This window comes from Brucella tritici, from assembly GCF_008932295.1.
In the GTDB taxonomy this organism is placed as follows: Bacteria; Pseudomonadota; Alphaproteobacteria; order Rhizobiales; family Rhizobiaceae; genus Brucella; species Brucella tritici.
In genome coordinates, this window is record NZ_WBWA01000021.1 from 1 (window position 1) to 18811 (window position 18811).

Genomic DNA, 18811 nt, shown 5'->3' on the forward strand with positions numbered 1-18811 from the left:
ATGGCGCAATCATTGCCCACTGCTGGTCATCAAGCCAGAATTCTCCTGCCATGGTCCAAAACTCCCGCTGCAGAAGCGAGTGAATCACGGAGTGCCAGTATGATCAAGAGTCTGATTGGGTTTTGGCTCTAACGTTTGCTGCGCAATGCGTTACGAATAGCGGGCAGCTACAACGCCGTGGACTACAGATGAGCCTCTTCAACTGATGTCTCTTCTCCGACCCAAGCGAGATTTGCGCCCTGTTGTGCTTATGGGGGTGAGGTTGCAGGCGTCTTTAATGAAATACGACATATGCCGCATGGCATGGTGGTGAATTTCAGCTTCTTTTGACATCGGGTTGGGCATCTATACCAGCAGCCCCCCGTTCATATTTCGACGGTCCACTTATGTGACTACAGAGCCTAACCAGAAAAATGTGAAACGGTTTTCGGGGAAGCTGCGCGTCGAAATAAACAGTCAAAGCGCGCCGATCTGGTTTAAACAGATCGAAACGCGCTCTGGAGGAGGAATGAATCGGCTTTAAGCCTTCATTGTGCTGGCGCATCGTTTTCTTGCGGTTGCGAAGCTTGGGTGGGGGCGGGAGCAGGCTGTTGAGGTGCTGGAGCAGGTTCTTCTGCAAGGACCTCATTTGTCTTGGTTTTGATGTCTTCTGCCGTCTGTTGGCTAATTAGTCCTTGCGATGCGGCGAAACCGACAACGACTGCGATAATTGCACCGACGAGGGCGGCTTTGAGCTTCGGTGACATAGTTGGCTCTCCTGCCAGATGTAATTTATGTCCCATCCAATGCATCAATATCGATTATACTGTATACGCGCCAATTGTTTCAATATTTGCTTTATCTGTTTCTCACGCTGGTTTTCATCCTGGCGTTCCTGCACACCTGCGGCTGAAAAACAGTAAACCAAAGTGGAGGATGACAAATTTTGACCGTATGATAAAAATAATACAAAAACCATAATGGGAGGGGATAATGCTTGAGAAAAATGGCGTAGAAGCACCTCATATCTCGCCAATAGATTGGATCGAAAAGCTTCCGTTGCCGAAGTTTCTAATGCTTGCTGCGATCTGCGGTGGGGGCACCTATTTGATTCTCAGTCAGTTGATATGATTATTGGTGTTGAACCGTTTGGTTGGGAATGATTCCGAACCCTCGCGGTTGACTGAAAGAGAACAGCGGTCGTGTCGACCAAACGCGACGGTATAGAAAACGCAGCGATTTGTCGGTTTCTTCTTGCGGCCAACGAACTGGCAGGCAGGTTCTTGTCCTGTCTGATCGCTGCTCCACTGTTTCTTGGGCCCGCCTGGGCGACCTGACAGGCACTTCAACAATCTAGCTTGCCAATTAATTATCTGGAGGGTGCGCTTCATTAGCGCATTGTTTTTGTTCTATTTGCTCGTTGGTTCGGTAGCGCCGGGTATACCGGTATTTTGGACTGTATTCCGGTCCGTGTCGTAAGTCACAATTAAATAGACAACCACAAGGGCGACAATGATTGGCACGAGAAGGCACAGTGCTCTCAGCGCTGTTGTTGCCGAATGTTTGGCCCGGATGAGTGTACGAGTTCTCATGCCGATTACTATCTCACGGAAAAAGTTACAGGGATAGAAAGCGCCATATTAACAATATGCAATGTCCTCTTAACAAGTGTCATGCCCGTGAGCCCATTTCTCTTCACGAGAATATGAGGCCGCAGCTTGTGAGGATGGTCAATAATAGGCGGGATGTAGGGAGGGTTGGTTCTCCCAAATTCGCCTGTCAGGTGTGGGTAGGCTACAACGATGATATTCTAAGGGCTTTCTAATGATCGGATGCATGCCACCACTTATTCTCCTGATTTTAGGAGCAGGCGTCGGTGCATTAATCGGGGGGAGTTACGGCGCAATTTATGGCGGCCTTGTCGGTTTAGCGATTGGGCTCGCCGTGATGGTCGTCCTGATTTGGATTTTGGTGAAGGCTCGCAACCGATAAGCCTCAACGTTAGGACTACGGAAGCATCCGCTTGAGAACGTTATCCTTTTTGTAGAACTGGTGCCAGAGCGCCGCAAGTGCATGTAGGCCTGCTACGACCAGAATGGCATTCGCCAGAAAACCATGAACTTCCTTGACAGAACCAGCAAGTTCTCGGTCAGGGGTTATGAATTGCGGAATCTTGAATAGTCCGAAGAATGACAACTCATTCCCCCGTAATTCAGCAAGCCAGATACCGAGCACCGGAATCAACACTAGAAGAGCGTAAAGGAGGTGATGTGCAAACTTGGCAGCGGTCATTTCTAAGTGTGTCATCGAACTTGGGAGTGGCGGCACAGTTGACGTGGCTCTGGCTAATAGCCGCCAGATCACAAAGGCGAGCAGCGATAATCCCAATGAGAAGTGTAACCACCACACGGTCATCCGCTCCGGTGAACCTCGTGAATAGAAGTCTTCGCCGAACGTAATGAGATAAGCACACAAAACCAGGACAAAAACTGTCCAATGCAAAAACTTCTGAACAGGGGTGTATTCGGAGCGTGACATAGAATTTCTCCAACTTAGAATAATTCTATGTTTGCTTGAATTAAGGCAATCTTTTGTCTCGCAGTGAGCTAGGTGAAAGCCTGGAGAGATAAGCGCTTGGGCTTCCATGTCATGGCGATAACATTGCCGGACCTGATCGCGGGCATCCACCAATGTTGTTGCCTGCAATCTGACTACAGACAACCCGCAGGGCAATACCTGCCTGATGTCATTCAACTGGGCCCTGTACTGGACGAGCAACAATGGCGCTTCCATTGGCATTGCGCTCTACAACCTGACGACAGGCGTAAAGGTTGCCTCAGCCATATCTCCAATCGTTGCAGGTGGCGCTACATTTTCAGATTACATTACCGTGATCGACACTAGCGCCGTTAGCGGTAGCAACACCTATGAATTGCGGCGCGAAGGTGGAGTCGGAATTGCCACTGTCACGGGGTTTGCTGGCACCATTCGCTCCCTCGTCTGGAAGCGCTGAACATTATCAAAATCTAATCAAAAAAAAACGCGTTCACTGCGCGGGGAGGTAATTCATGGCTGTTTTGCCCGACTACGTAACCGGGACGATCACGCTCGCCAATGGATCCACGACCGTAACCGGTACGGGGACCATGTTCGCGACGGCGGCTTTTCGGGCTGGTGATACGCTCCAAATCCAAAACCTGACGGCGGTTATTGCCAGTGTCGATAGCAATACGCAGTTGACGCTCGCGGAACCGTGGACGGGTACGAGCCTAACGGACGTACCATATCGGGCGCGATATCTTCCCGACGGCGCCCGCGTTACTGCCCAGACGACGACGCTGATTGAATTGCTGGGCAATGGTGTCCTGTCTAATATCGCCAGCCTACCAGTCGAAGACGGCAAGTTGCTTGTTGGCAATACGGCGGGGCAGTATGAGCCGATAGATAAGGATGCGATTGGCATCCAAGACCCGAACGGCAACCTCGGCAAGCTGGCGGCGCTGACGCTGGTAGCGAACAAAATCCTGAATACCGACGATTCCGGCGATCTCACTCAATCGGATATTACAGCGGCTGTGCTTGTGCTGCTGAAATTGGCCGGAACCGCAGCGGCGAATAAGTTGCCGTATTTAGATAGCGCTACCACAGCCGGTCTCGCAGATTACACCGACGCAGCCCGTGCGTTGACAAATCTGTCAGGTACTGCGGCAGCGGATATGCTTCCATACCTGACCGGCGCAAGTGGTGCAGGCCTGACGGCACTAACGTCATTCGCACGGACAGTGCTTGCAGCAAACGACGGTTACTCAATGTGGCAATCGATGGGAGGCGCAACCGTCAATGGAACGTTCAAGCTTCCAGGTGGGTGGCTTCTGCAATTCACGCGAAGTTCATATGTCACTGATTCTGGAGGCTATGCCGCGGTGACTTGGCCCACATCATTCGGAAATACCGAATATCTATGTTGGTCATTTCTCGCTTCCAACAGCGTAGGGTCTCCGGTGTGGACTGTTTGGAATACGTCACAAGGTCTTAGCCAAGCGAATTTTTACTGTGAAAACCGCTCCACCAATCAATCATTCTCTGGTCAGGCCATCCTTCTGCAGAGCTTGGCAATAGGACGAGCACCATGACTATCTATGCCGCTTTCAAAAACGATGGCTCTGTTTCAGGTTTTTGGGACACTGACTTCATTTCTGACACTTCCGTTATTCCCGCTGATGCAATCGAAGTTTCTGACGAACAGCGTCGTGAATTTCTTGAGTTCCCATCCACTCGCCGATGGCATGAAGGTGCCATCATTGAATTTGTGTGCGTTCCGCCTCTACCAACGGTCGAAACCTATAGACAAGCGGTTCAATCCAAAATCGATGCAAAAGCTCACGATAGGCAATATGACAGTGGTGCAACTCTTGCCAGTTACGTCAACTCGACCATGCCGGAATGGGCAACAGAGGCACAGGCATTCATCGGGTGGCGAGATTGTGTTTGGGCATATGCGCTGAATGAATTGGACAAGGTTCAGCAAGGTTCAGCAAGGTCTAAGAGAGCATCCAAGTGTTGAAGATTTTGTCAGAGAGTTGCCGGAACTGGATTGGTCTTCACTGGGTCGATAGGACCATCAGTTTGCTGTGCACCATTTTGAAAGGGAAGCTTGATCTGTTTAGCTTTCCTTCGCCCGAAATCTGTGATCGGGCGCTCGAACGTTGTATAAGTAATTTGGCTGACAATAAGCGTGAACGCCAAACCAAGGCTAAGCACAGCAACGGCTTCAGCATCGCCAAGCGCTTCATTGGATCCATAAATGCGATAGAATAATTCATAAACAGCGAGGAAGCAGAAGACGTGTAGCAAGTATATCCCATACGACCGGGCGCCAACCCATGCGATGGGGCGCCAAAAAGTGTCGGCATGCTTGAAGAGGTACCCTTGTTTATAGGATGCAAACCAAACCAATACGCCGGACAGTATAGCGACGATACCGACCGAATAACGGCTATGCCCTCCCGCAACTAACCAGCAGATTAGGATTATGATTGCCGGTAACAGAGTTCTACGCAGGAAGGTGTTATTCATGAATTGAGGTCGAATTCGTGAAAGAACACCGTTGTCTTCGGCTACAGCAATAATCACACCCCATAGCATGGCGTCCAATCGCGTTACCCAGAATAACGACAACAACGGCCTATCGAGCGGGAATTGCACAACGATTAGTGCGACCGCAAGCCACCAGAACTTTCGCCGGAGAAATATGATTAGTAACGGAAGGGCGATATAGAACTGCTCTTCCAGCGAAAGCGACCAAAAATGCGTATTAGCGCCACAAAAGTCGCTTTGGTTCACGGAGCACCAGTATGCGCGCCAATTCGACATATAGATAAGCTGAAAGAAAGCGTCGGTTATATTGCCGATTGGGGTTTTCAGCACTCCCCTATCATTCCAGAATGCTGACAGTAATACAGCAATGAGAAGAGTGAGCCATGCCATCGGTATAAGTCGAAAGAAGCGACGGAACCAAAAGCGGATAAGCAAGTCTGCTTGTTCTCGACGAGGTTGGGTACGTAAATTGAGTATGGTTCTCGTTACAACATAGCCGGAGATGGCGAAGAAAATATCTACTCCCGCCCAGAAATGGAATTTCTGGATTACAGGTAGCCAATAAATTTCCCTCACCGGAGCAAGAAATGGGTAGTGGGCCAGCATCACCAAAATTACAGCAACACCGCGCAGCACTTCAATTTCTTGATTTTTTTGGTTGCTCAAGTTCGATGCCAGCCCCACAAATTCAGCTTGTCTGAATTACCTCAATTTTTCCAATAAATCAAAACAGGTTTAGCCGACGTGCGTTGAATTTACCGTCGAAATTTGCCTAATCTGGGATAACCTATACTCGTACTAGTTAATACGGACGAAAATCTATAAATGATGCGAATTGAATAAGCTTACTATTCGCCGAGGGGGGCAGGTGAGAAATCGATCAGTAGATGGTCTCCGAGGTCTGGCTGCCGTTAGCGTGATGTTTGCTCATTTTCTCACGGCATCTTCACCTTTTTTGCTAACCAGATACTACGGAGACTGGTTAGCATTCGGCACCCACGATTATTCAACGCACGACAAAATATTCAGCTTCCCATTAGTCTCAGTTTTCTACAATGGACTGTTCGCGGTGCAGATTTTTTTTGTGTTGTCTGGGTTTGTATTGGTAAATCCCATTGTCATAAAAGACAGGCGTCGTATCATCGCAAGACTAATATCGCGTCCGGTTCGACTAGGTCTCCCAATTCTAATTGTATCGCTAGTAAGCTACGTGATTTTTCTTCTGGGTGGCTATTTCAATATCCCTGCGGGTGAAGTATCGGGATCTCGGTGGCTTTCTACAAGCATTGGAACAACGATCCCTATCTCCCAAGGTATTCCTCTCGTTTTGTATGAAGGAATGATTTTTGGGAAGGGAGATATCGTACCACAATTATGGACATTACGCGTTGAGTTTTGGGGGTCTATGGCTCTTCTAGGCATCGCTGTACTGTCTGGCAGTAGATATGCGCTTGTTGGCATAACGGCTCTATTCGTGGGATGCCTAAGTCTGACTGGCACCGATTGGCAGTTCTTTGTGGCTTTCCCTCTGGGGGCCGCGTTAAGTTTCTCGCCGCTCTCGGGGCAGGTTGTAGCAGCATTCTTGTTTGGGATTGGCATCTTCCTTGGTGGCTTTCAAGATGGTCATTGGCTGTATAGTCTATTGCCTGCACCATTTGAGAATAATAGGGCATTTTACAGTTTGATCGGAGCAATATTGTTGGTTCAATCTGTTCGATCTGGATTTTTATCATCGTTTTTCAACACAAAGTTGGTGCAGTTCTTAGGTAGGATGTCGTTCGGTATATATTTGATACATTTTACGGTTATTTGCACAATATGGTCATGGCTGTATTTGCGTTATGTTGGTAATACATTCAACATTGTTATCATAACTGCATCCTGCGTATCTTTAACGCTATTCATTTCGTTCATTTTTGAAAAATGCTGCGACCGACCATCAATTGATTTAGGGAACTCCTTTGCGCGTTGGGTTGTGAGAAGTCGAGATATCAACAGTAATCCTCCGGAATTTGCGACTTAGCCGACCCATACCATGATGAAACGAGCCGCCCACCGAGGCGGCTTTTTCTTTGCCAATAAAAAAACCTCGGCAGAGGACGCTGCCGAGGTTACGCTAAGTTGAAGCGGGGGCTTCAACAGAACCCATTTATCATCTCACAAAGTAAGGAAAACACAATGGCACGACGCATCAACGCGGCGGGGCTTTCGCTCGTCAAACAGTGGGAAGGCCTGAAAACAACGGCTTACCGAGACGTGGCCGGGGTCCTAACTATCGGTTATGGCCATACGAGCGCCGCAGGAGCGCCAAAGGTCAGGCCGGGAATGTCAATAGGCGACAAGGAAGCCGAACGCATCCTGAAAGCCGATCTGGCGAAATTTGAGGCGAGGGTAGAGCGGTTCGTCAAGGTGCCGCTGACCGACAATCAATTCGCCACGCTCGTTTCGTTCGACTTCAACACCGGGGCGCTCGATAATTCCACATTGTTGAAGAAGCTGAACAAGGGTGACTATGCAGCCGTTCCGGTCGAATTCATGAAGTGGGTGAATGCTGGCGGAAAGAAGGTGCAAGGCCTTGTAAACCGTCGTGCTGCGGAAGCTGGTCTGTGGGCGAAGGGCGATTTTGTATCGTCCAACTATGTGCCAGCAGAGACAGCGGCCAATAAAACAGACGTGGCCACAATTGGCAGCGCCGGTGCTGCTGGTGCGGCGGCTACGGTTGGACCTGTCATCCCAGAAATTGTCAGCACGATCTCAAACCAGCAGGACGAATTGTCTAGCGGTCAGTGGGTACGTGTGGCGATTGCCGGTGTGATTGTCGCTCTTACCCTGTGGGGCGTCTGGCGGAAGACGCGCTCATGATCTGGGCGCTCATTCCCAAGTGGTTGAAATACTCTCTCGCTGCCCTTATGGCGGCGTTTTTGTTGGCGGCAGGTGGATACGCTGCCGGAACTATCAAAGAGCGTCAGCGGTCCGCAGTGGCGGCGGCAGTGGCTTCGGCCAAGGCAATCCAGAAAAGGGCGAGCATCGATGAAAAGATTATCGGTATGGATGCTGTTGTTCTCTGCAATGAGCTTGGCGGGGTGCCAGAGCAATGCAACGAATTGCGCCGGTTGGAAGCAGATCAGCGTTAAACCGGCGACGGCTGTCTATCTAGCAGGAAACGATACACCGGCGGGTCAGGGTACGCCACCATATAGCTGGATGAACTCTTGCTGGCCTTCTTCGGTCCGGAACATTGCTACACTGAACAGCGTGATATTGTGTCGAGCGCTGCTCCATAGTCGATAACCGCCAAGCCGCTCACGATCGTCCAGCATTTGAACGAGATTCGTTCGGTGCCATTCAGTCAAGAAAAGCACAACCTGAAACGGGTATTCCTTATTGATGAGCGTCTTTGGCGGCTCACCACGCGATCTCCCGCTCATTTCACGAACACCGTCGGCTTCCAGCCTCGGGTATAGCCATGGCTGACAGCCATGCCGGCTATAGCAATCTCTTTGACGAGAAAATCCCGATCCTTGAGAAGTGATTCTATCGCGGCCCGCACATCGCCCTTGTGATAGGCGAGAACCAATTCAATTTCGTCGTCGTATTCATTTCCCTGCGCAACCGCATTCATTGTTCTGCTCCAGCGAAGCAGACACACACGCCACCAAGCATGCCTGTGAGGTTATCGGGTCGCCTTCCGATGTTCCTAAAATGTTCTCATCTGAAATGGGAGTCAACAGAGAATCTTTGGGGAGTGAAATGATGTGGAAAGTGAGGTGAAATAAGGAACGAATTGCCACACCCACAAAAGTGTGGCGGAACACCGGGTGAACACGTTGCCACACCTTAAAAATAAGGTGTGTTAATTCAATACGTTACCGATGATTCTACGATCGATTGGAGGCCTCGCCCGGAATCGAACCGGGGTGCAAGGATTTGCAGTCCTCTGCGTAACCACTCCGCCACGAGGCCTTCCGTAGGGCGGATGCCAAATCAATTGGCAACGCCTTGGCCCGTTCCAATATTGATACAGACCGGTCTCGTCAAGCCGTTAGAGGCAAATGTAGGAAATTTCTACAAAGGTTTTTTCGTGCTTTGTAAATTCAATGCTGGTCGTCTCGATCTGGCGGCATCTGCGGGCGTGCCAGATTCCCTTTGGAGAAGGTATAACCGGTTTCGACGGCACTTAATCCGAATTTGTTTCGCAATTTGTCGATGGCATTTTCGGCGACAGCACGTTTGGTAGCCTGAGTGTCTACGAGATCGGGCGGGTCAGCGCGATCACTTGAAGAAAGATCGCTAACTCCAATTCCTAACAAGCGAAATCGCGTTCCATCTAATTCTTTTTCAAGTAGCTGCAATCCGTGGCGAAAGATTCTGTCTGCAAGCTGAGTCGGATCGGAAAGCTGACGATTGCGGGTACGTGATTTGAAATCGTGTGTCTTCAGTTTTAAAACGACAGTGCGTCCGGCTATCTCACCCGCTTTTAGTCGCCGCGAGACTTTTTCGGCGAGTGCGCGAAGAACAGGAACGAGATCGTTTGCTTCCGACAGGTCGCTATTGAAAGTTGTCTCGGCTGAAACACTTTTCATGTCCTGGTCCGGCTCTACCTTCCGGCTGTCCTGACCTCGGGAGAGACGGTAAAGGCGCTGACCCATGGTGCCGTAGGCTTTCATGAGCGCTCCTTCCTCCATCGTCTGGAGCTGGCCAATCGATCTGATTCCGTCACTTTCCAGTTTGGCGGCAAAAGCCTTGCCGACCCCCCAGATGGTGCTGACGGATCGGTCGCGCAGAAACGTCAGAGCTTCTGCTTCACCGATAACGGAAAACCCGCGGGGTTTTTCGATATCAGACGCAACCTTGGCCAAAAACTTGCAATAGGACAACCCGATCGAGGCGGAGATGCCTATTTCATCCTCTACGCGCTTGGCGAAATTTGCGAGAACGATTGCGGGCGGCGCCTTATGGAGTCGCTCCGTGCCGCTCAGATCCAGAAAAGCTTCATCGATGGAAAGAGGCTCAACCAGTGGGGTCAGGTCACGCATCATCTGCCGTACCTCGCGACCCACGCGAATATATTTCTCCATGTTTGGTTTGATGACAACGGCGTCGGGACATGCTTCCAGCGCCTTGAACATGGGCATGGCAGATCGTACGCCATGAATTCGGGCGAGATAGCAGGCCGTCGACACGACGCCGCGTTTTCCGCCGCCGATGATGAGCGGTTTGTCCCGCAGTTCTGGATTGTCCCGCTTTTCAACCGATGCATAAAAAGCGTCGCAATCAATATGTGCCAGTGAGAGCTTATACAGCTCCTTATGACGGAGAAGGCGAGGACTCCCACATGCATGGCATCGCCTGCCTGTGTCCGATTTCTGCGGCGCAAGGCAATCGCGGCATACACCTTTTTCCGAACTGTTGAGAGCAGTGGTGTCAGCCATGAGGACGACCCGATTGATGAACATAAAAGGAACATCCTTTTATAGCATCGAAAGGCTGAAGTGCCATGGGGATATGTGCCCCTGGTTGGTCTTACACTTGACATTGCCGGGAATATCACCAAGTTTAGCACTATGAACAACCGTTTTGCATCCATACTTCATCGGGTTTATCCGATCACGGGATAGCTACCCTCGAGTTCTGCCTAGCGCAGGGGAACTCCGGGGGACGGTACGCCGCTTGTCCAAAAGCGGATTTCAAATAAGCGCTTTCATCAAAATCAATCTGAACAGCTTCGTGCAGAAACAGCACGGAGATTTATTACCTTTCAACAGCAGTGAGCACTCGCCATGAGCGGAAAGAATCGCAAGAAGCCCAATATCGTTGTCAGCGAAATCGACTATGAGCGTCTGATGGGGCTGGCCACCAACGTTTCGGAACGTCTCGAGGAGATCGCCGAAGAGTTGATGGTCGAACTTGATCGCGCGAAAGTCGTTCCTGCGAAGCGGTTGCCACAGAACGTGATTCACATGGGGTCTACCGTGGAGTTTCGTTCCAATGATGGGCAGGAGCGCCGGGTGACGCTGGTATATCCGGGCGAAGCGGATATTGCGCAGGGCAAGATTTCGATTCTGACACCTATCGGCACTGCGCTGATCGGCCTTGCGCCCGGCCAGTCAATTTCCTGGACGGCACGTGATGGCAAGCAACACGAGTTGAACGTGTTGTCGGTATCGGACCAAGCCGAGGTTTCTGCGGCAAATCCTGCTGCTGAATAATTACCAAGAAGCCCGGTTCAGCCGGGCTTTTAAATTGCGGATTGAGGTCTTCGCTAAAGGTGCTGGTTCAGGCCGCCGGGCAAATATGACAGGGCTTTCTCGATCGTTGCCGGATCACGGCCGGCCTCTTCGCAAAAGCGCAGCAGCGTTGGCTCATGTGTCAGAAAAAACTGTAATATACCGGCCAGAAAGCCAGGTTCACGTGCTGCCTGCCGGATCGACGCAGCCTCGATGCCTGTCAGAGCGAGGAAGCGAGGCAGCAGGTCCTTGTCCTGCGCCAGCCATGCCAACGCTTCGATAGCGATCGCTTCCGCATCCGCTTGGCTCATCAGCGTTTTCATGTGGTTTCTCCGCTTTTTCTGTTGCTTCGTCGAATGTGTAACGGTCGCTCATTCGAGGAACAATGGAATTATTTGCCTTTCATCAATGAAATGAGGTTAAACTATCCGCAGTCTAAGAAGTGGGGACTTTCTGGCGGATAAGAAAATCGAGCAAATGCCGGGTTGCTGCAGGGAATAAGACCAAGGAATTTTCGATGCCGAAAAGCGTGATGATCGTCGAAGACAACGAACTCAATATGAAGTTGTTTCGCGATCTTATCGAAGCCAGCGGATATGAGACGATCCGGACGAGAAATGGGCTCGAGGCGCTCGACCTCGCGCGTGAACACCGGCCCGATCTGATTCTCATGGACATACAGCTTCCTGAAGTGTCAGGACTGGAAGTCACGAAATGGCTGAAGGACGATGACGAGTTGCGGCACATTCCGGTCATTGCGGTAACGGCATTTGCCATGAAGGGGGATGAGGAGCGCATTCGGCAAGGTGGCTGCGAAGCGTATATTTCCAAGCCGATATCGGTGCCCCGCTTTATAGAAACAATCAAATCCTATCTGGGCGACGCTTAGCGGAAATTAGGGCGAGGGGCATCATGACTGCACGAATTCTCGTCGTGGACGATGTGGATTCCAATGTAAAGCTCCTTGAGGCAAGGCTCCTCTCCGAATATTATGAGGTCGTGACGGCTTATAGCGGTCCTGAAGCCATCGAGCTTTGTCTAGGTGGGCAGATTGACGTTATCCTCCTCGACATATTGATGCCGGAGATGGACGGTTTTGAAGTATGCCGTCGCTTGAAGGATGATCCCCGTACATCCAATATTCCCGTTGTCATGGTGACATCGCTTGACAGCGCGGAGGACAAGATTCGCGGCCTTGAAGCAGGTGCTGACGACTTTCTGTCGAAGCCGGTCAGCGATCTTCAGTTATTGTCACGTGTGAAGAGTCTGGCGCGGCTGAAGCTAGTCTCTGACGAGCTTTTCCAGCGGACGGGCACTATTGCCGATACAGAGGTGGAAACGCTGCTGGCAAGCAAAATGGGGGGGGATTATGCTGACAAGGACGAGGTGGCGCGCATTCTCGTTGTCGATGAAGACGAGCTGGCAGCTGCGCGACTTCGTCTCATTCTTGGCGAGACCTATCGTGTCGATGTGGCCAGCGACGCCAACACGGCTTTGATCCGGGCTATAGATACGGATTACGACAGTATCGTCGTTTCAGCCAATTTTACTTATTACGATCCGCTTCGTCTATGTTCGCAGTTGCGAACCATAGAGCGCACCAGGCTGGTGCCGATCATTCTCGTCGTACAGGAAGATGAGGGAGCGCTCGTGGTGCGCGCGCTGGAGCTTGGCGTAAACGACTATCTGATGCGCCCGCTTGAGAAGCTGGAGCTGTTTGCGCGCTTGCGAACCCAGATCAAACGGAAGTGCTACAACGACCTTTTGCGACAAAGCCTCAACCGCACCATCACCATGGCGGTTACGGATAGCCTCACAGGGCTGCATAACCGCCGTTATCTCGATACGCATATGCCTGTCCTGCTGACCCGCGCCATGGCGCGCGAGCGGCCATTGTCCGTCATTATGCTCGACTTCGATCACTTCAAACGGATCAATGACCAATACGGGCACGATGCCGGTGACGATGTTCTTCGCGAGTTTGCGACGCGCCTGCGCAAGAACATCCGTGGGATGGATCTCATGTGTCGCTACGGCGGAGAGGAATTTGTCGTGGTGCTGCCAGACAGCGATGCAGCGGCCGCAAGGGCTGTTGCCGAGCGAATCCGGATTGCCGTGTCAGACACGCCATTTGCGGTCGCCAATGGCAAGTACAAGGTCAACCTGACCATCAGCATGGGGATTGCAGGGCTGAGACTGGTGGGGGATAGCGCCGACGCGCTTTTCTCCAGGACGGATGCTGCGCTTTATCAGGCGAAGAAATCTGGCCGTAACCGTATCGTCTCATCAGCCGCCTGAGGATTGAACGAAGCTTCGAAATAAAAAAAGCCGTCTCATGAGAGACGGCTTTTTATTTCAATCGTCTTGTCGATGACGACCCGAAACGAATTACTTGATCTTCGTTTCCTTGAACTCGACGTGCTTGCGCGCAATCGGGTCGTACTTGGTCTTTGTCATCTTTTCCGTCATCGTGCGGCTGTTCTTCTTCGTTACGTAGAAGAAGCCGGTGTCAGCGGTCGACAAAAGCTTGATCTTGATCGTCGTAGCCTTGGCCATATCGAATTACCTGCTCTGTATCTTTGCCGGAGCATGATCTTGCCGAAAACCGGTTCCCAATCTTCGGGATCATGCTCAATGGATGGAAACCTCCAGCGATTCCGGTAATCTCATCCGGCAGCGGAAATTTGGCGCGACACTACGTATTGGCGGCGAAAAGTCAAGCCCGCTTCTTCCGCAAAAGCAGTCTTCCCGCCGCAAACAGTGCATATGCGGCAAAAAACACGCCGAGTGTCATCGGGAATCCCTTCGGTCCCAGCATGTCCATGCCGACGCCAACGGCCTGCGGTCCCGCAAGCATGCCGATGGCATAGCAGAACACAAAGGCAGCATTGGCGGATGCCAGTTCGCGCCCGGTCAACTCAGAACCGAGATGCGCGAGGCCGATTGTGTAGAGCCCGGCCACAACGCCGCCCCAAAGGAACAGGATCGCCGCCATGAGATACCAGTGCAGCATGAGATAGGGCAGGGCGATCATACCGATCAGGCCCGTTGTGGCGCAGAAAAGCAGAAGTTTGCGGCGATCCGAAATACGATCACTGACAAGGCCTAGTGGAATTTGCATCAGCACATTGCCCAGACCTATCATTGTGAGCAGAAGTGCTGCGTCTGCTTCCGGATAACCGATACGCGCACCGAAGACTGGAAAGAGAGCAAAGCCACCGGTTTCCACAGCACCAAAAACAAAGACAGCCATGGTTGCGGTTGGAACGGCAAAGATGAAGGGCAGGAAGGGAACGTGTTCGCCCTCCTCGAAATCGGGGCTGTCGCGCCATGCGAATGCAACTGGTATGAGGGCGATCATGATAATGACGAAGCCGACATAGAATGGCAGTCCGCCCGTACTGCCGATCTTCGAGAACAGCCACGGTCCGAATGCAAAGCCTAGTGAAAGCGATGTGGAATAGATTCCGAGCACCAGCCCGCGCTTTTCAGGCGGTGCCGAGGCATTGATCCAGTATTCGGACAGAACGAAAAGCACGGTCAATGCAAAATGCAGGACGATGCGTAGCGCAAACCAAGCCCAGAGCGGTTGAAAGAAGTGGAAGCCGAGAAAGGCTCCGCTTCCGATGATAAGCATGAGGAAGATCGCCTTGACCACACCCAATCGTGCGGCGATGGGAGCAGCCAGCGGAGCGGCAACGATGGATGCCAATCCTGCGACGGCCGTATTGGCGCCGATCAGGCTCGCGGAATGACCACGACTTTCCAGCAGAACGCTTAGAAGCGGAATACCCAAGCCGATCGCTGCGCCAACCGCGCTGATCGTGGCTATGGCTGCAGCAAGTGAGCGCCAGTGCATCTGGCCCACTGCCGGCCCGCCGCCTGGTTCTTGCGGGACAAGATCGGCAGGTTGGATTTCTTTATTCATAGGTTTCAGATCACTTCGCGAACAAAGCGGCCATGCCGCTTGCAATATTGCACCACTGGCAAGGTGGAAGGCAGTTCAAGTTTGGTATCCGACAGAAGCACGCGGGCTTCTTTCAGGATGGCCTGAGTTATATGAGCGACGTCGAGTTTATCGATTTGATCGATGGAAACCCAGTCCAGATCCTCCAGTTCGCCACTGGGAACGAGTGATTGCCCGTCCAGCTCCGGTATATGATCGCGAAATGCGATAAAAAAGCGGGTATCGAACCGTCGAACATTGTCCGGCGGCGTTACCGCACGGGCAAAATAGCGCAGGCTGTTCAAGGCTGGCATCACGCCGTTGTCGAGGAAGGCTGACCAGTCGCGGTGTGTGGGTAAAGCGATTGGAGCCGAGGTAGCTTGCCCTATACGGAGGCCGGTCTCTTCAAAAGTTTCGCGAATAGCGCATAGGCCGAGAGCACGGGCGCGACGCAGCGATGCACGAGCCCCCATGCCTGCGAGCAGCTTGGCAACATCATTATTATTGAGTTCAGCCGCAGCAGCGATAGCGCCATCTACAGGGTCGGCACGACCGCCTGGAAAAACAAACTTGCCGGGCATGAACACAAGGCTGGCGTGGCGTCTGCCCATGAGAATTCGCGGCTCGCTGCCAGATCTGTCGACAAGCAACAGGGATGCGGCGTCGCGCGGTCGCAAAGCTTTCGCGGCTTTGACTGAAGAGGAGGGAGGCTGAACCATGGCGGTCATGGTGACCTTCAGGTCACGTCGCCATATTCGCCTTCGCCCTTACCCCCAAAACCATGCATGTAGAGCGCCCATTGTAGGCCAATGGTCGCACCTTTCATGGGTTGGAGAAGCAACAGCGACATAATCACCGTCAGCGGTCCCCATATCGCCATATGAGCCCAGAGTGGCAGATTGGTGGTTGCTTCCACGCCCATGAAAGCGCCTACAACCACGTGTCCCACGATCAAAATGGTGAGGTACGCAGGAAGATCGTCGGCGCGTTGTTCTGTGTAGTCTTCGCCACACACGGAACACTGCGCAACTGGTTTCACAAATGAACGAAAAAGCTTTCCTTCACCGCAATGCGGGCAACGTCCGCGAAAACCGCGCCACATCGCTTCCCCCAAAGGGCGTTTCGGGTGAACGGCCTTGGGGTTTTCGCCGCCGAAAACCTGCACATTTTGCGCAGAATTGGCCTCTAGCGTGCTCATCAGCGACCTCTTCTCTTCTGACGCGGAATACCCGCGGGTTTACCCCTTCGCCCACGCATCGTCCGGCTTGCCTTATGATGCGAGCGGGTCGCCATTGGCAGAGGATGCGGTTCCGAAACCATCTCAAAACGAAGCGCGCCCGCAACGGGGAGCGCTTCTACAAGCCGAACCGTCACTGTATCACCAAGCCGGAAGCCTTTACCGCTCCGTTCACCGGCAATCGCATGGTTCGCTTCGTCATATAAATAGTATTCATGACCTAAAGTTGAAATGGGTACCAGCCCATCCGCGCCATATGTCGCAAGGTTCACGAAAAGACCAGCCCGCGTTACGCCCGTAACGCGCCCTTCATATTCGTCTCCAAGATGTGCGGCGAGAAAATGTGCAATGAGACGGTCAACAGTTTCACGCTCGGCCAGCATGGCGCGACGTTCGGTCGAGGAGATGAGCGCGGAGATTTCTTCGAGATGCGCTTCCTCCTCTGTCGTTAATCCGTCACTTCCAAGGTTCAGGGCCTTGATCAGAGCGCGGTGAACGATGAGGTCGGCGTAACGGCGGATCGGCGAGGTGAAATGCGCATAACGGCTCAGATGCAAGCCGAAATGTCCGATATTATCAGGGTTATATTCCGCTTGGCTTTGTGTGCGCAGCACGACCTGATTGACCAGTTCTTGATGATCCGAGCCTTCAACGGCTTCAAGAATCCGGTTGAACTGAGCGGGCTGCAATTCCGCACCCTTGGCAAGGTTCAGATCAAGCGTGCGCAGGAACTCACGCAGGGTTTCCTGCTTGGCAAGCGCCGGTGCATCGTGAATGCGGAAAATCAACGGCTGGCGGCGCGCTTCCAATGTTTCTGCGGCAGCGACATTCGCCTGAATCATAAACTCTTCGATCAGCTTGTGCGCGTCGAGCCGTTCGGGAACGATAACCTTATCCACCTTGCCATCGGGCGTGAGCAGAATTTTCTTTTCCGGTAGGTCGAGTTCCAGCGGTTCGCGGGCATCGCGCCCCCGCTTCAGTACGGCATAGGCGTTCCACAGCGGTTTCAATATGCCATCGAGAATCGGCGCGGTCTTATCATCCGGCGCGCCATCGACGGCAGCCTGCGCTTGCGAATAGCTGAGTTTTGCCGCCGATTTCATCATGATGCGATGGAATTTGTGCGACTTCTTGCGCCCATCAGCCGCAAAAATCATACGAACGGCAAGAGCGGGACGATCTTCAAGTTCACGAAGCGAACAGAGATTGTTTGAAATCCGCTCGGGTAGCATTGGCACGACGCGGTCCGGGAAATAGACCGAGTTACCGCGCTTCTGTGCTTCGCGATCAAGCGCGGAATCTGGCCGAACATAGGCCGCAACGTCTGCGATAGCCACAATGACAATCTGGCCGCCCGGATTCTCGGAGTCCTTATCCGGTTCGGCGTAAACCGCATCATCATGATCCTTGGCATCAGCCGGATCGATGGTCAGGAGCGGAATATCGCGCCAGTCTTCCCTGCCGTCCATCGCCGCAGGCTGGGTGGCTTCTGCCTCGCTCAGCGCTTCCGCTGGAAAAACATGAGGAATCTCATGCTCGTGAATGGCAATCATCGACAGGGCTTTTTCGCTGTCGATAGACCCGACCACTTGTCGAACCTTGCCGCGTGGCAACCCCTGACGGCGCGAGGAAATCAGGTCGACTTCAACAAGATCGCCAGGTTCGGCATTTTTGAGCTGTGCCGGGTCAAGCTGCACTTCCGGCTGCTTTCGGTTTACCGGGTCAAGGCGCCATTCACCATTGCCAAGCTTGCGCACAATGCCGAGCACCGCATTTGTGCGGTGCTCGAGGCGCTTCATCACCCGGGCGGTATAATCCGGTCCGTCACGATCCTCACTGCGGAATATTTTTGCCAGAACGCGGTCACCCACGCCAACAGCCGGGCCGCCTTCGGAAGCCTTGTTCAACCGGGTGCGGCGGATCAGGACGACGGGAGGCTTGCCATAAGCGGCTTCATCCCACTCCGACGGACGTGCCAGTAAACCGCCATCCTCGTCGCGCCCGGTGATATCAAGCACGGTAACTGCTGGCAGCGCACCAGGACGAGACAACTTGCGGGCGCGTTTTTCGACCAGGCCCTCGTCGGAGAGCTCGCGCAGGAGGTCCTTCAGATAGACCCGGGCATCCCCCTTGATGTTGAATGCTTTTGCCAGCTCACGCTTGCCTGCCCGATCGGGGTTCTCCTCAATATATTTGAGAACCTCTTCGCGGGTCGGAAGGAACGCATTGGGATCGTTCCTTCCATCAGCGGATTTGGCTTTGGCTGCACGCCGTTCGGTCCGCGCGGATCGACCGGTATCGGATTTGGAAAAACGGCGTGCCAAT

General features: G+C 52.6%; 22 protein-coding genes and 1 tRNA gene. 10 read left to right on the top strand and 13 right to left on the bottom strand.

Translation table 11 applies throughout. The features are described 5' to 3' along the window. Positions 1-527: 527 nt before the first annotated feature. Entirely contained in the window at positions 528-746 is a 219-nt protein-coding gene (locus F9K91_RS18400; protein WP_151678400.1) for a hypothetical protein, read from the bottom strand. Positions 747-972: 226 nt separating this feature from the next. Between F9K91_RS18400 and F9K91_RS26020 the strand changes: the two genes are divergently transcribed. Next, entirely contained in the window at positions 973-1110 is a 138-nt protein-coding gene (locus tag F9K91_RS26020; protein ID WP_167522230.1) for a hypothetical protein, read from the top strand. An 876-nt stretch (positions 1111-1986) separates the two neighbouring features. On the opposite strand, the gene F9K91_RS18405 is transcribed toward F9K91_RS26020, so the two are convergent. Then, positions 1987-2517, bottom strand: a complete 531-nt coding sequence (locus F9K91_RS18405) for a cytochrome b (protein ID WP_151554626.1) — start codon at positions 2515-2517, stop codon at positions 1987-1989. Between the two features lie 205 nt (positions 2518-2722). Here F9K91_RS18405 and F9K91_RS18410 point away from each other — a divergent pair, with 205 nt between their 5' ends. The 3 genes from F9K91_RS18410 to F9K91_RS18420 are packed head-to-tail and all read left to right on the top strand — an operon-like array spanning position 2723 to position 4543. Continuing rightward, complete coding sequence (locus F9K91_RS18410) at positions 2723-2992, top strand: hypothetical protein (RefSeq protein ID WP_151678401.1); 270 nt, start codon at positions 2723-2725, stop codon at positions 2990-2992. Between the two features lie 55 nt (positions 2993-3047). Next, positions 3048-4112, top strand: a complete 1065-nt coding sequence (locus F9K91_RS18415; protein WP_151678402.1) for a hypothetical protein — start codon at positions 3048-3050, stop codon at positions 4110-4112. After that, the gene (locus F9K91_RS18420) at positions 4109-4543 is read left to right on the top strand and encodes a hypothetical protein (protein WP_151678403.1); all 435 of its coding nucleotides are present in this window, start codon (positions 4109-4111) and stop codon (positions 4541-4543) included. The genes F9K91_RS18415 and F9K91_RS18420 overlap by 4 nt, the downstream gene beginning before the upstream one ends. Positions 4544-4551: 8 nt before the next feature. On the opposite strand, the gene F9K91_RS18425 is transcribed toward F9K91_RS18420, so the two are convergent. Further along, positions 4552-5742: an acyltransferase family protein gene (locus tag F9K91_RS18425; RefSeq protein WP_151678404.1), complete on the bottom strand. Its 1191-nt coding sequence runs from the start codon at positions 5740-5742 to the stop codon at positions 4552-4554. 169 nt (positions 5743-5911) lie between these two features. Here F9K91_RS18425 and F9K91_RS18430 point away from each other — a divergent pair, with 169 nt between their 5' ends. The 3 genes from F9K91_RS18430 (at position 5912) to F9K91_RS18440 (ending at position 8210) form a co-directional block, all read left to right on the top strand. Continuing rightward, positions 5912-7099, top strand: a complete 1188-nt coding sequence (locus F9K91_RS18430; protein WP_151678405.1) for an acyltransferase family protein — start codon at positions 5912-5914, stop codon at positions 7097-7099. Positions 7100-7254: 155 nt separating this feature from the next. Beyond that, entirely contained in the window at positions 7255-7938 is a 684-nt protein-coding gene (locus tag F9K91_RS18435; protein WP_151678406.1) for a lysozyme, read from the top strand. Next, positions 7935-8210, top strand: a complete 276-nt coding sequence (locus F9K91_RS18440) for a hypothetical protein (protein WP_151678407.1) — start codon at positions 7935-7937, stop codon at positions 8208-8210. The genes F9K91_RS18435 and F9K91_RS18440 overlap by 4 nt, the downstream gene beginning before the upstream one ends. Before the next feature lie 45 nt (positions 8211-8255). Here F9K91_RS18440 and F9K91_RS18445 read toward each other — a convergent pair whose 3' ends face one another. The 4 genes from F9K91_RS18445 to F9K91_RS18460 form a co-directional block, all read right to left on the bottom strand. Further along, positions 8256-8504, bottom strand: coding sequence for a hypothetical protein (locus F9K91_RS18445; RefSeq protein WP_151678408.1), 249 nt, complete (start codon positions 8502-8504; stop codon positions 8256-8258). Further along, a complete protein-coding gene (locus F9K91_RS18450; protein WP_151678409.1) occupies positions 8501-8698 on the bottom strand; it encodes a CUE domain-containing protein in 198 nt (65 codons plus the stop codon). The genes F9K91_RS18445 and F9K91_RS18450 overlap by 4 nt, the downstream gene beginning before the upstream one ends. A 267-nt stretch (positions 8699-8965) precedes the next feature. Continuing rightward, positions 8966-9039 (bottom strand) — tRNA-Cys (locus tag F9K91_RS18455). Positions 9040-9170: 131 nt separating this feature from the next. Further along, positions 9171-10508, bottom strand: coding sequence for a DNA polymerase IV (locus tag F9K91_RS18460; protein ID WP_151678436.1), 1338 nt, complete (start codon positions 10506-10508; stop codon positions 9171-9173). Between the two features lie 348 nt (positions 10509-10856). Between F9K91_RS18460 and rnk the strand changes: the two genes are divergently transcribed. Next, the gene (rnk, locus tag F9K91_RS18465) at positions 10857-11285 is read left to right on the top strand and encodes a nucleoside diphosphate kinase regulator (RefSeq protein ID WP_061345769.1); all 429 of its coding nucleotides are present in this window, start codon (positions 10857-10859) and stop codon (positions 11283-11285) included. A 53-nt stretch (positions 11286-11338) separates the two neighbouring features. Here rnk and F9K91_RS18470 read toward each other — a convergent pair whose 3' ends face one another. Then, complete coding sequence (locus F9K91_RS18470) at positions 11339-11626, bottom strand: DUF3572 domain-containing protein (protein WP_151554628.1); 288 nt, start codon at positions 11624-11626, stop codon at positions 11339-11341. A 194-nt stretch (positions 11627-11820) separates the two neighbouring features. Between F9K91_RS18470 and F9K91_RS18475 the strand changes: the two genes are divergently transcribed. Continuing rightward, complete coding sequence (locus F9K91_RS18475) at positions 11821-12192, top strand: response regulator (RefSeq protein WP_010658876.1); 372 nt, start codon at positions 11821-11823, stop codon at positions 12190-12192. Positions 12193-12215: 23 nt separating this feature from the next. Beyond that, positions 12216-13601, top strand: a complete 1386-nt coding sequence (locus tag F9K91_RS18480) for a PleD family two-component system response regulator (protein WP_151678410.1) — start codon at positions 12216-12218, stop codon at positions 13599-13601. A gap of 90 nt (positions 13602-13691) precedes the next feature. Here F9K91_RS18480 and rpmG read toward each other — a convergent pair whose 3' ends face one another. The 5 genes from rpmG to rnr form a co-directional block, all read right to left on the bottom strand. Then, the gene (gene rpmG / locus F9K91_RS18485) at positions 13692-13859 is read right to left on the bottom strand and encodes a 50S ribosomal protein L33 (RefSeq protein WP_002966024.1); all 168 of its coding nucleotides are present in this window, start codon (positions 13857-13859) and stop codon (positions 13692-13694) included. 160 nt (positions 13860-14019) lie between these two features. Next, positions 14020-15162, bottom strand: a complete 1143-nt coding sequence (locus F9K91_RS18490) for an MFS transporter (protein ID WP_061345772.1) — start codon at positions 15160-15162, stop codon at positions 14020-14022. Positions 15163-15236: 74 nt separating this feature from the next. Then, the gene (locus F9K91_RS18495; protein WP_151554630.1) at positions 15237-15977 is read right to left on the bottom strand and encodes an NUDIX hydrolase; all 741 of its coding nucleotides are present in this window, start codon (positions 15975-15977) and stop codon (positions 15237-15239) included. Between the two features lie 8 nt (positions 15978-15985). Continuing rightward, positions 15986-16447, bottom strand: coding sequence for a DUF983 domain-containing protein (locus tag F9K91_RS18500; RefSeq protein ID WP_151554631.1), 462 nt, complete (start codon positions 16445-16447; stop codon positions 15986-15988). Next, entirely contained in the window at positions 16447-18810 is a 2364-nt protein-coding gene (gene rnr / locus F9K91_RS18505) for a ribonuclease R (RefSeq protein WP_151678411.1), read from the bottom strand. Before rnr ends, F9K91_RS18500 begins: the two co-directional genes overlap by 1 nt. Between the last annotated feature and the right edge of the window lies 1 nt (position 18811).

What these genes read in the sequence shown, in the direction of transcription:
- F9K91_RS18500 (WP_151554631.1), bottom strand. Translation starts at nt 16,447, where the DNA reads ATGAGCACGCTAGAGGCCAATTCTGCGCAAAATGTGCAGGTTTTCGGC.
- F9K91_RS18405 (WP_151554626.1), bottom strand. Translation starts at nt 2,517, where the DNA reads ATGTCACGCTCCGAATACACCCCTGTTCAGAAGTTTTTGCATTGGACA.
- rnk (WP_061345769.1), top strand. Translation starts at nt 10,857, where the DNA reads ATGAGCGGAAAGAATCGCAAGAAGCCCAATATCGTTGTCAGCGAAATC.
- F9K91_RS18460 (WP_151678436.1), bottom strand. Translation starts at nt 10,508, where the DNA reads ATGGCTGACACCACTGCTCTCAACAGTTCGGAAAAAGGTGTATGCCGC.
- F9K91_RS18495 (WP_151554630.1), bottom strand. Translation starts at nt 15,977, where the DNA reads ATGACCGCCATGGTTCAGCCTCCCTCCTCTTCAGTCAAAGCCGCGAAA.
- F9K91_RS26020 (WP_167522230.1), top strand. Translation starts at nt 973, where the DNA reads ATGCTTGAGAAAAATGGCGTAGAAGCACCTCATATCTCGCCAATAGAT.
- F9K91_RS18410 (WP_151678401.1), top strand. Translation starts at nt 2,723, where the DNA reads ATGTCATTCAACTGGGCCCTGTACTGGACGAGCAACAATGGCGCTTCC.
- rpmG (WP_002966024.1), bottom strand. Translation starts at nt 13,859, where the DNA reads ATGGCCAAGGCTACGACGATCAAGATCAAGCTTTTGTCGACCGCTGAC.
- F9K91_RS18475 (WP_010658876.1), top strand. Translation starts at nt 11,821, where the DNA reads ATGCCGAAAAGCGTGATGATCGTCGAAGACAACGAACTCAATATGAAG.
- F9K91_RS18435 (WP_151678406.1), top strand. Translation starts at nt 7,255, where the DNA reads ATGGCACGACGCATCAACGCGGCGGGGCTTTCGCTCGTCAAACAGTGG.
- F9K91_RS18470 (WP_151554628.1), bottom strand. Translation starts at nt 11,626, where the DNA reads ATGAAAACGCTGATGAGCCAAGCGGATGCGGAAGCGATCGCTATCGAA.
- F9K91_RS18440 (WP_151678407.1), top strand. Translation starts at nt 7,935, where the DNA reads ATGATCTGGGCGCTCATTCCCAAGTGGTTGAAATACTCTCTCGCTGCC.
- F9K91_RS18480 (WP_151678410.1), top strand. Translation starts at nt 12,216, where the DNA reads ATGACTGCACGAATTCTCGTCGTGGACGATGTGGATTCCAATGTAAAG.
- F9K91_RS18445 (WP_151678408.1), bottom strand. Translation starts at nt 8,504, where the DNA reads ATGAGCGGGAGATCGCGTGGTGAGCCGCCAAAGACGCTCATCAATAAG.
- F9K91_RS18415 (WP_151678402.1), top strand. Translation starts at nt 3,048, where the DNA reads ATGGCTGTTTTGCCCGACTACGTAACCGGGACGATCACGCTCGCCAAT.
- F9K91_RS18420 (WP_151678403.1), top strand. Translation starts at nt 4,109, where the DNA reads ATGACTATCTATGCCGCTTTCAAAAACGATGGCTCTGTTTCAGGTTTT.
- F9K91_RS18450 (WP_151678409.1), bottom strand. Translation starts at nt 8,698, where the DNA reads ATGAATGCGGTTGCGCAGGGAAATGAATACGACGACGAAATTGAATTG.
- F9K91_RS18490 (WP_061345772.1), bottom strand. Translation starts at nt 15,162, where the DNA reads ATGCACTGGCGCTCACTTGCTGCAGCCATAGCCACGATCAGCGCGGTT.
- F9K91_RS18400 (WP_151678400.1), bottom strand. Translation starts at nt 746, where the DNA reads ATGTCACCGAAGCTCAAAGCCGCCCTCGTCGGTGCAATTATCGCAGTC.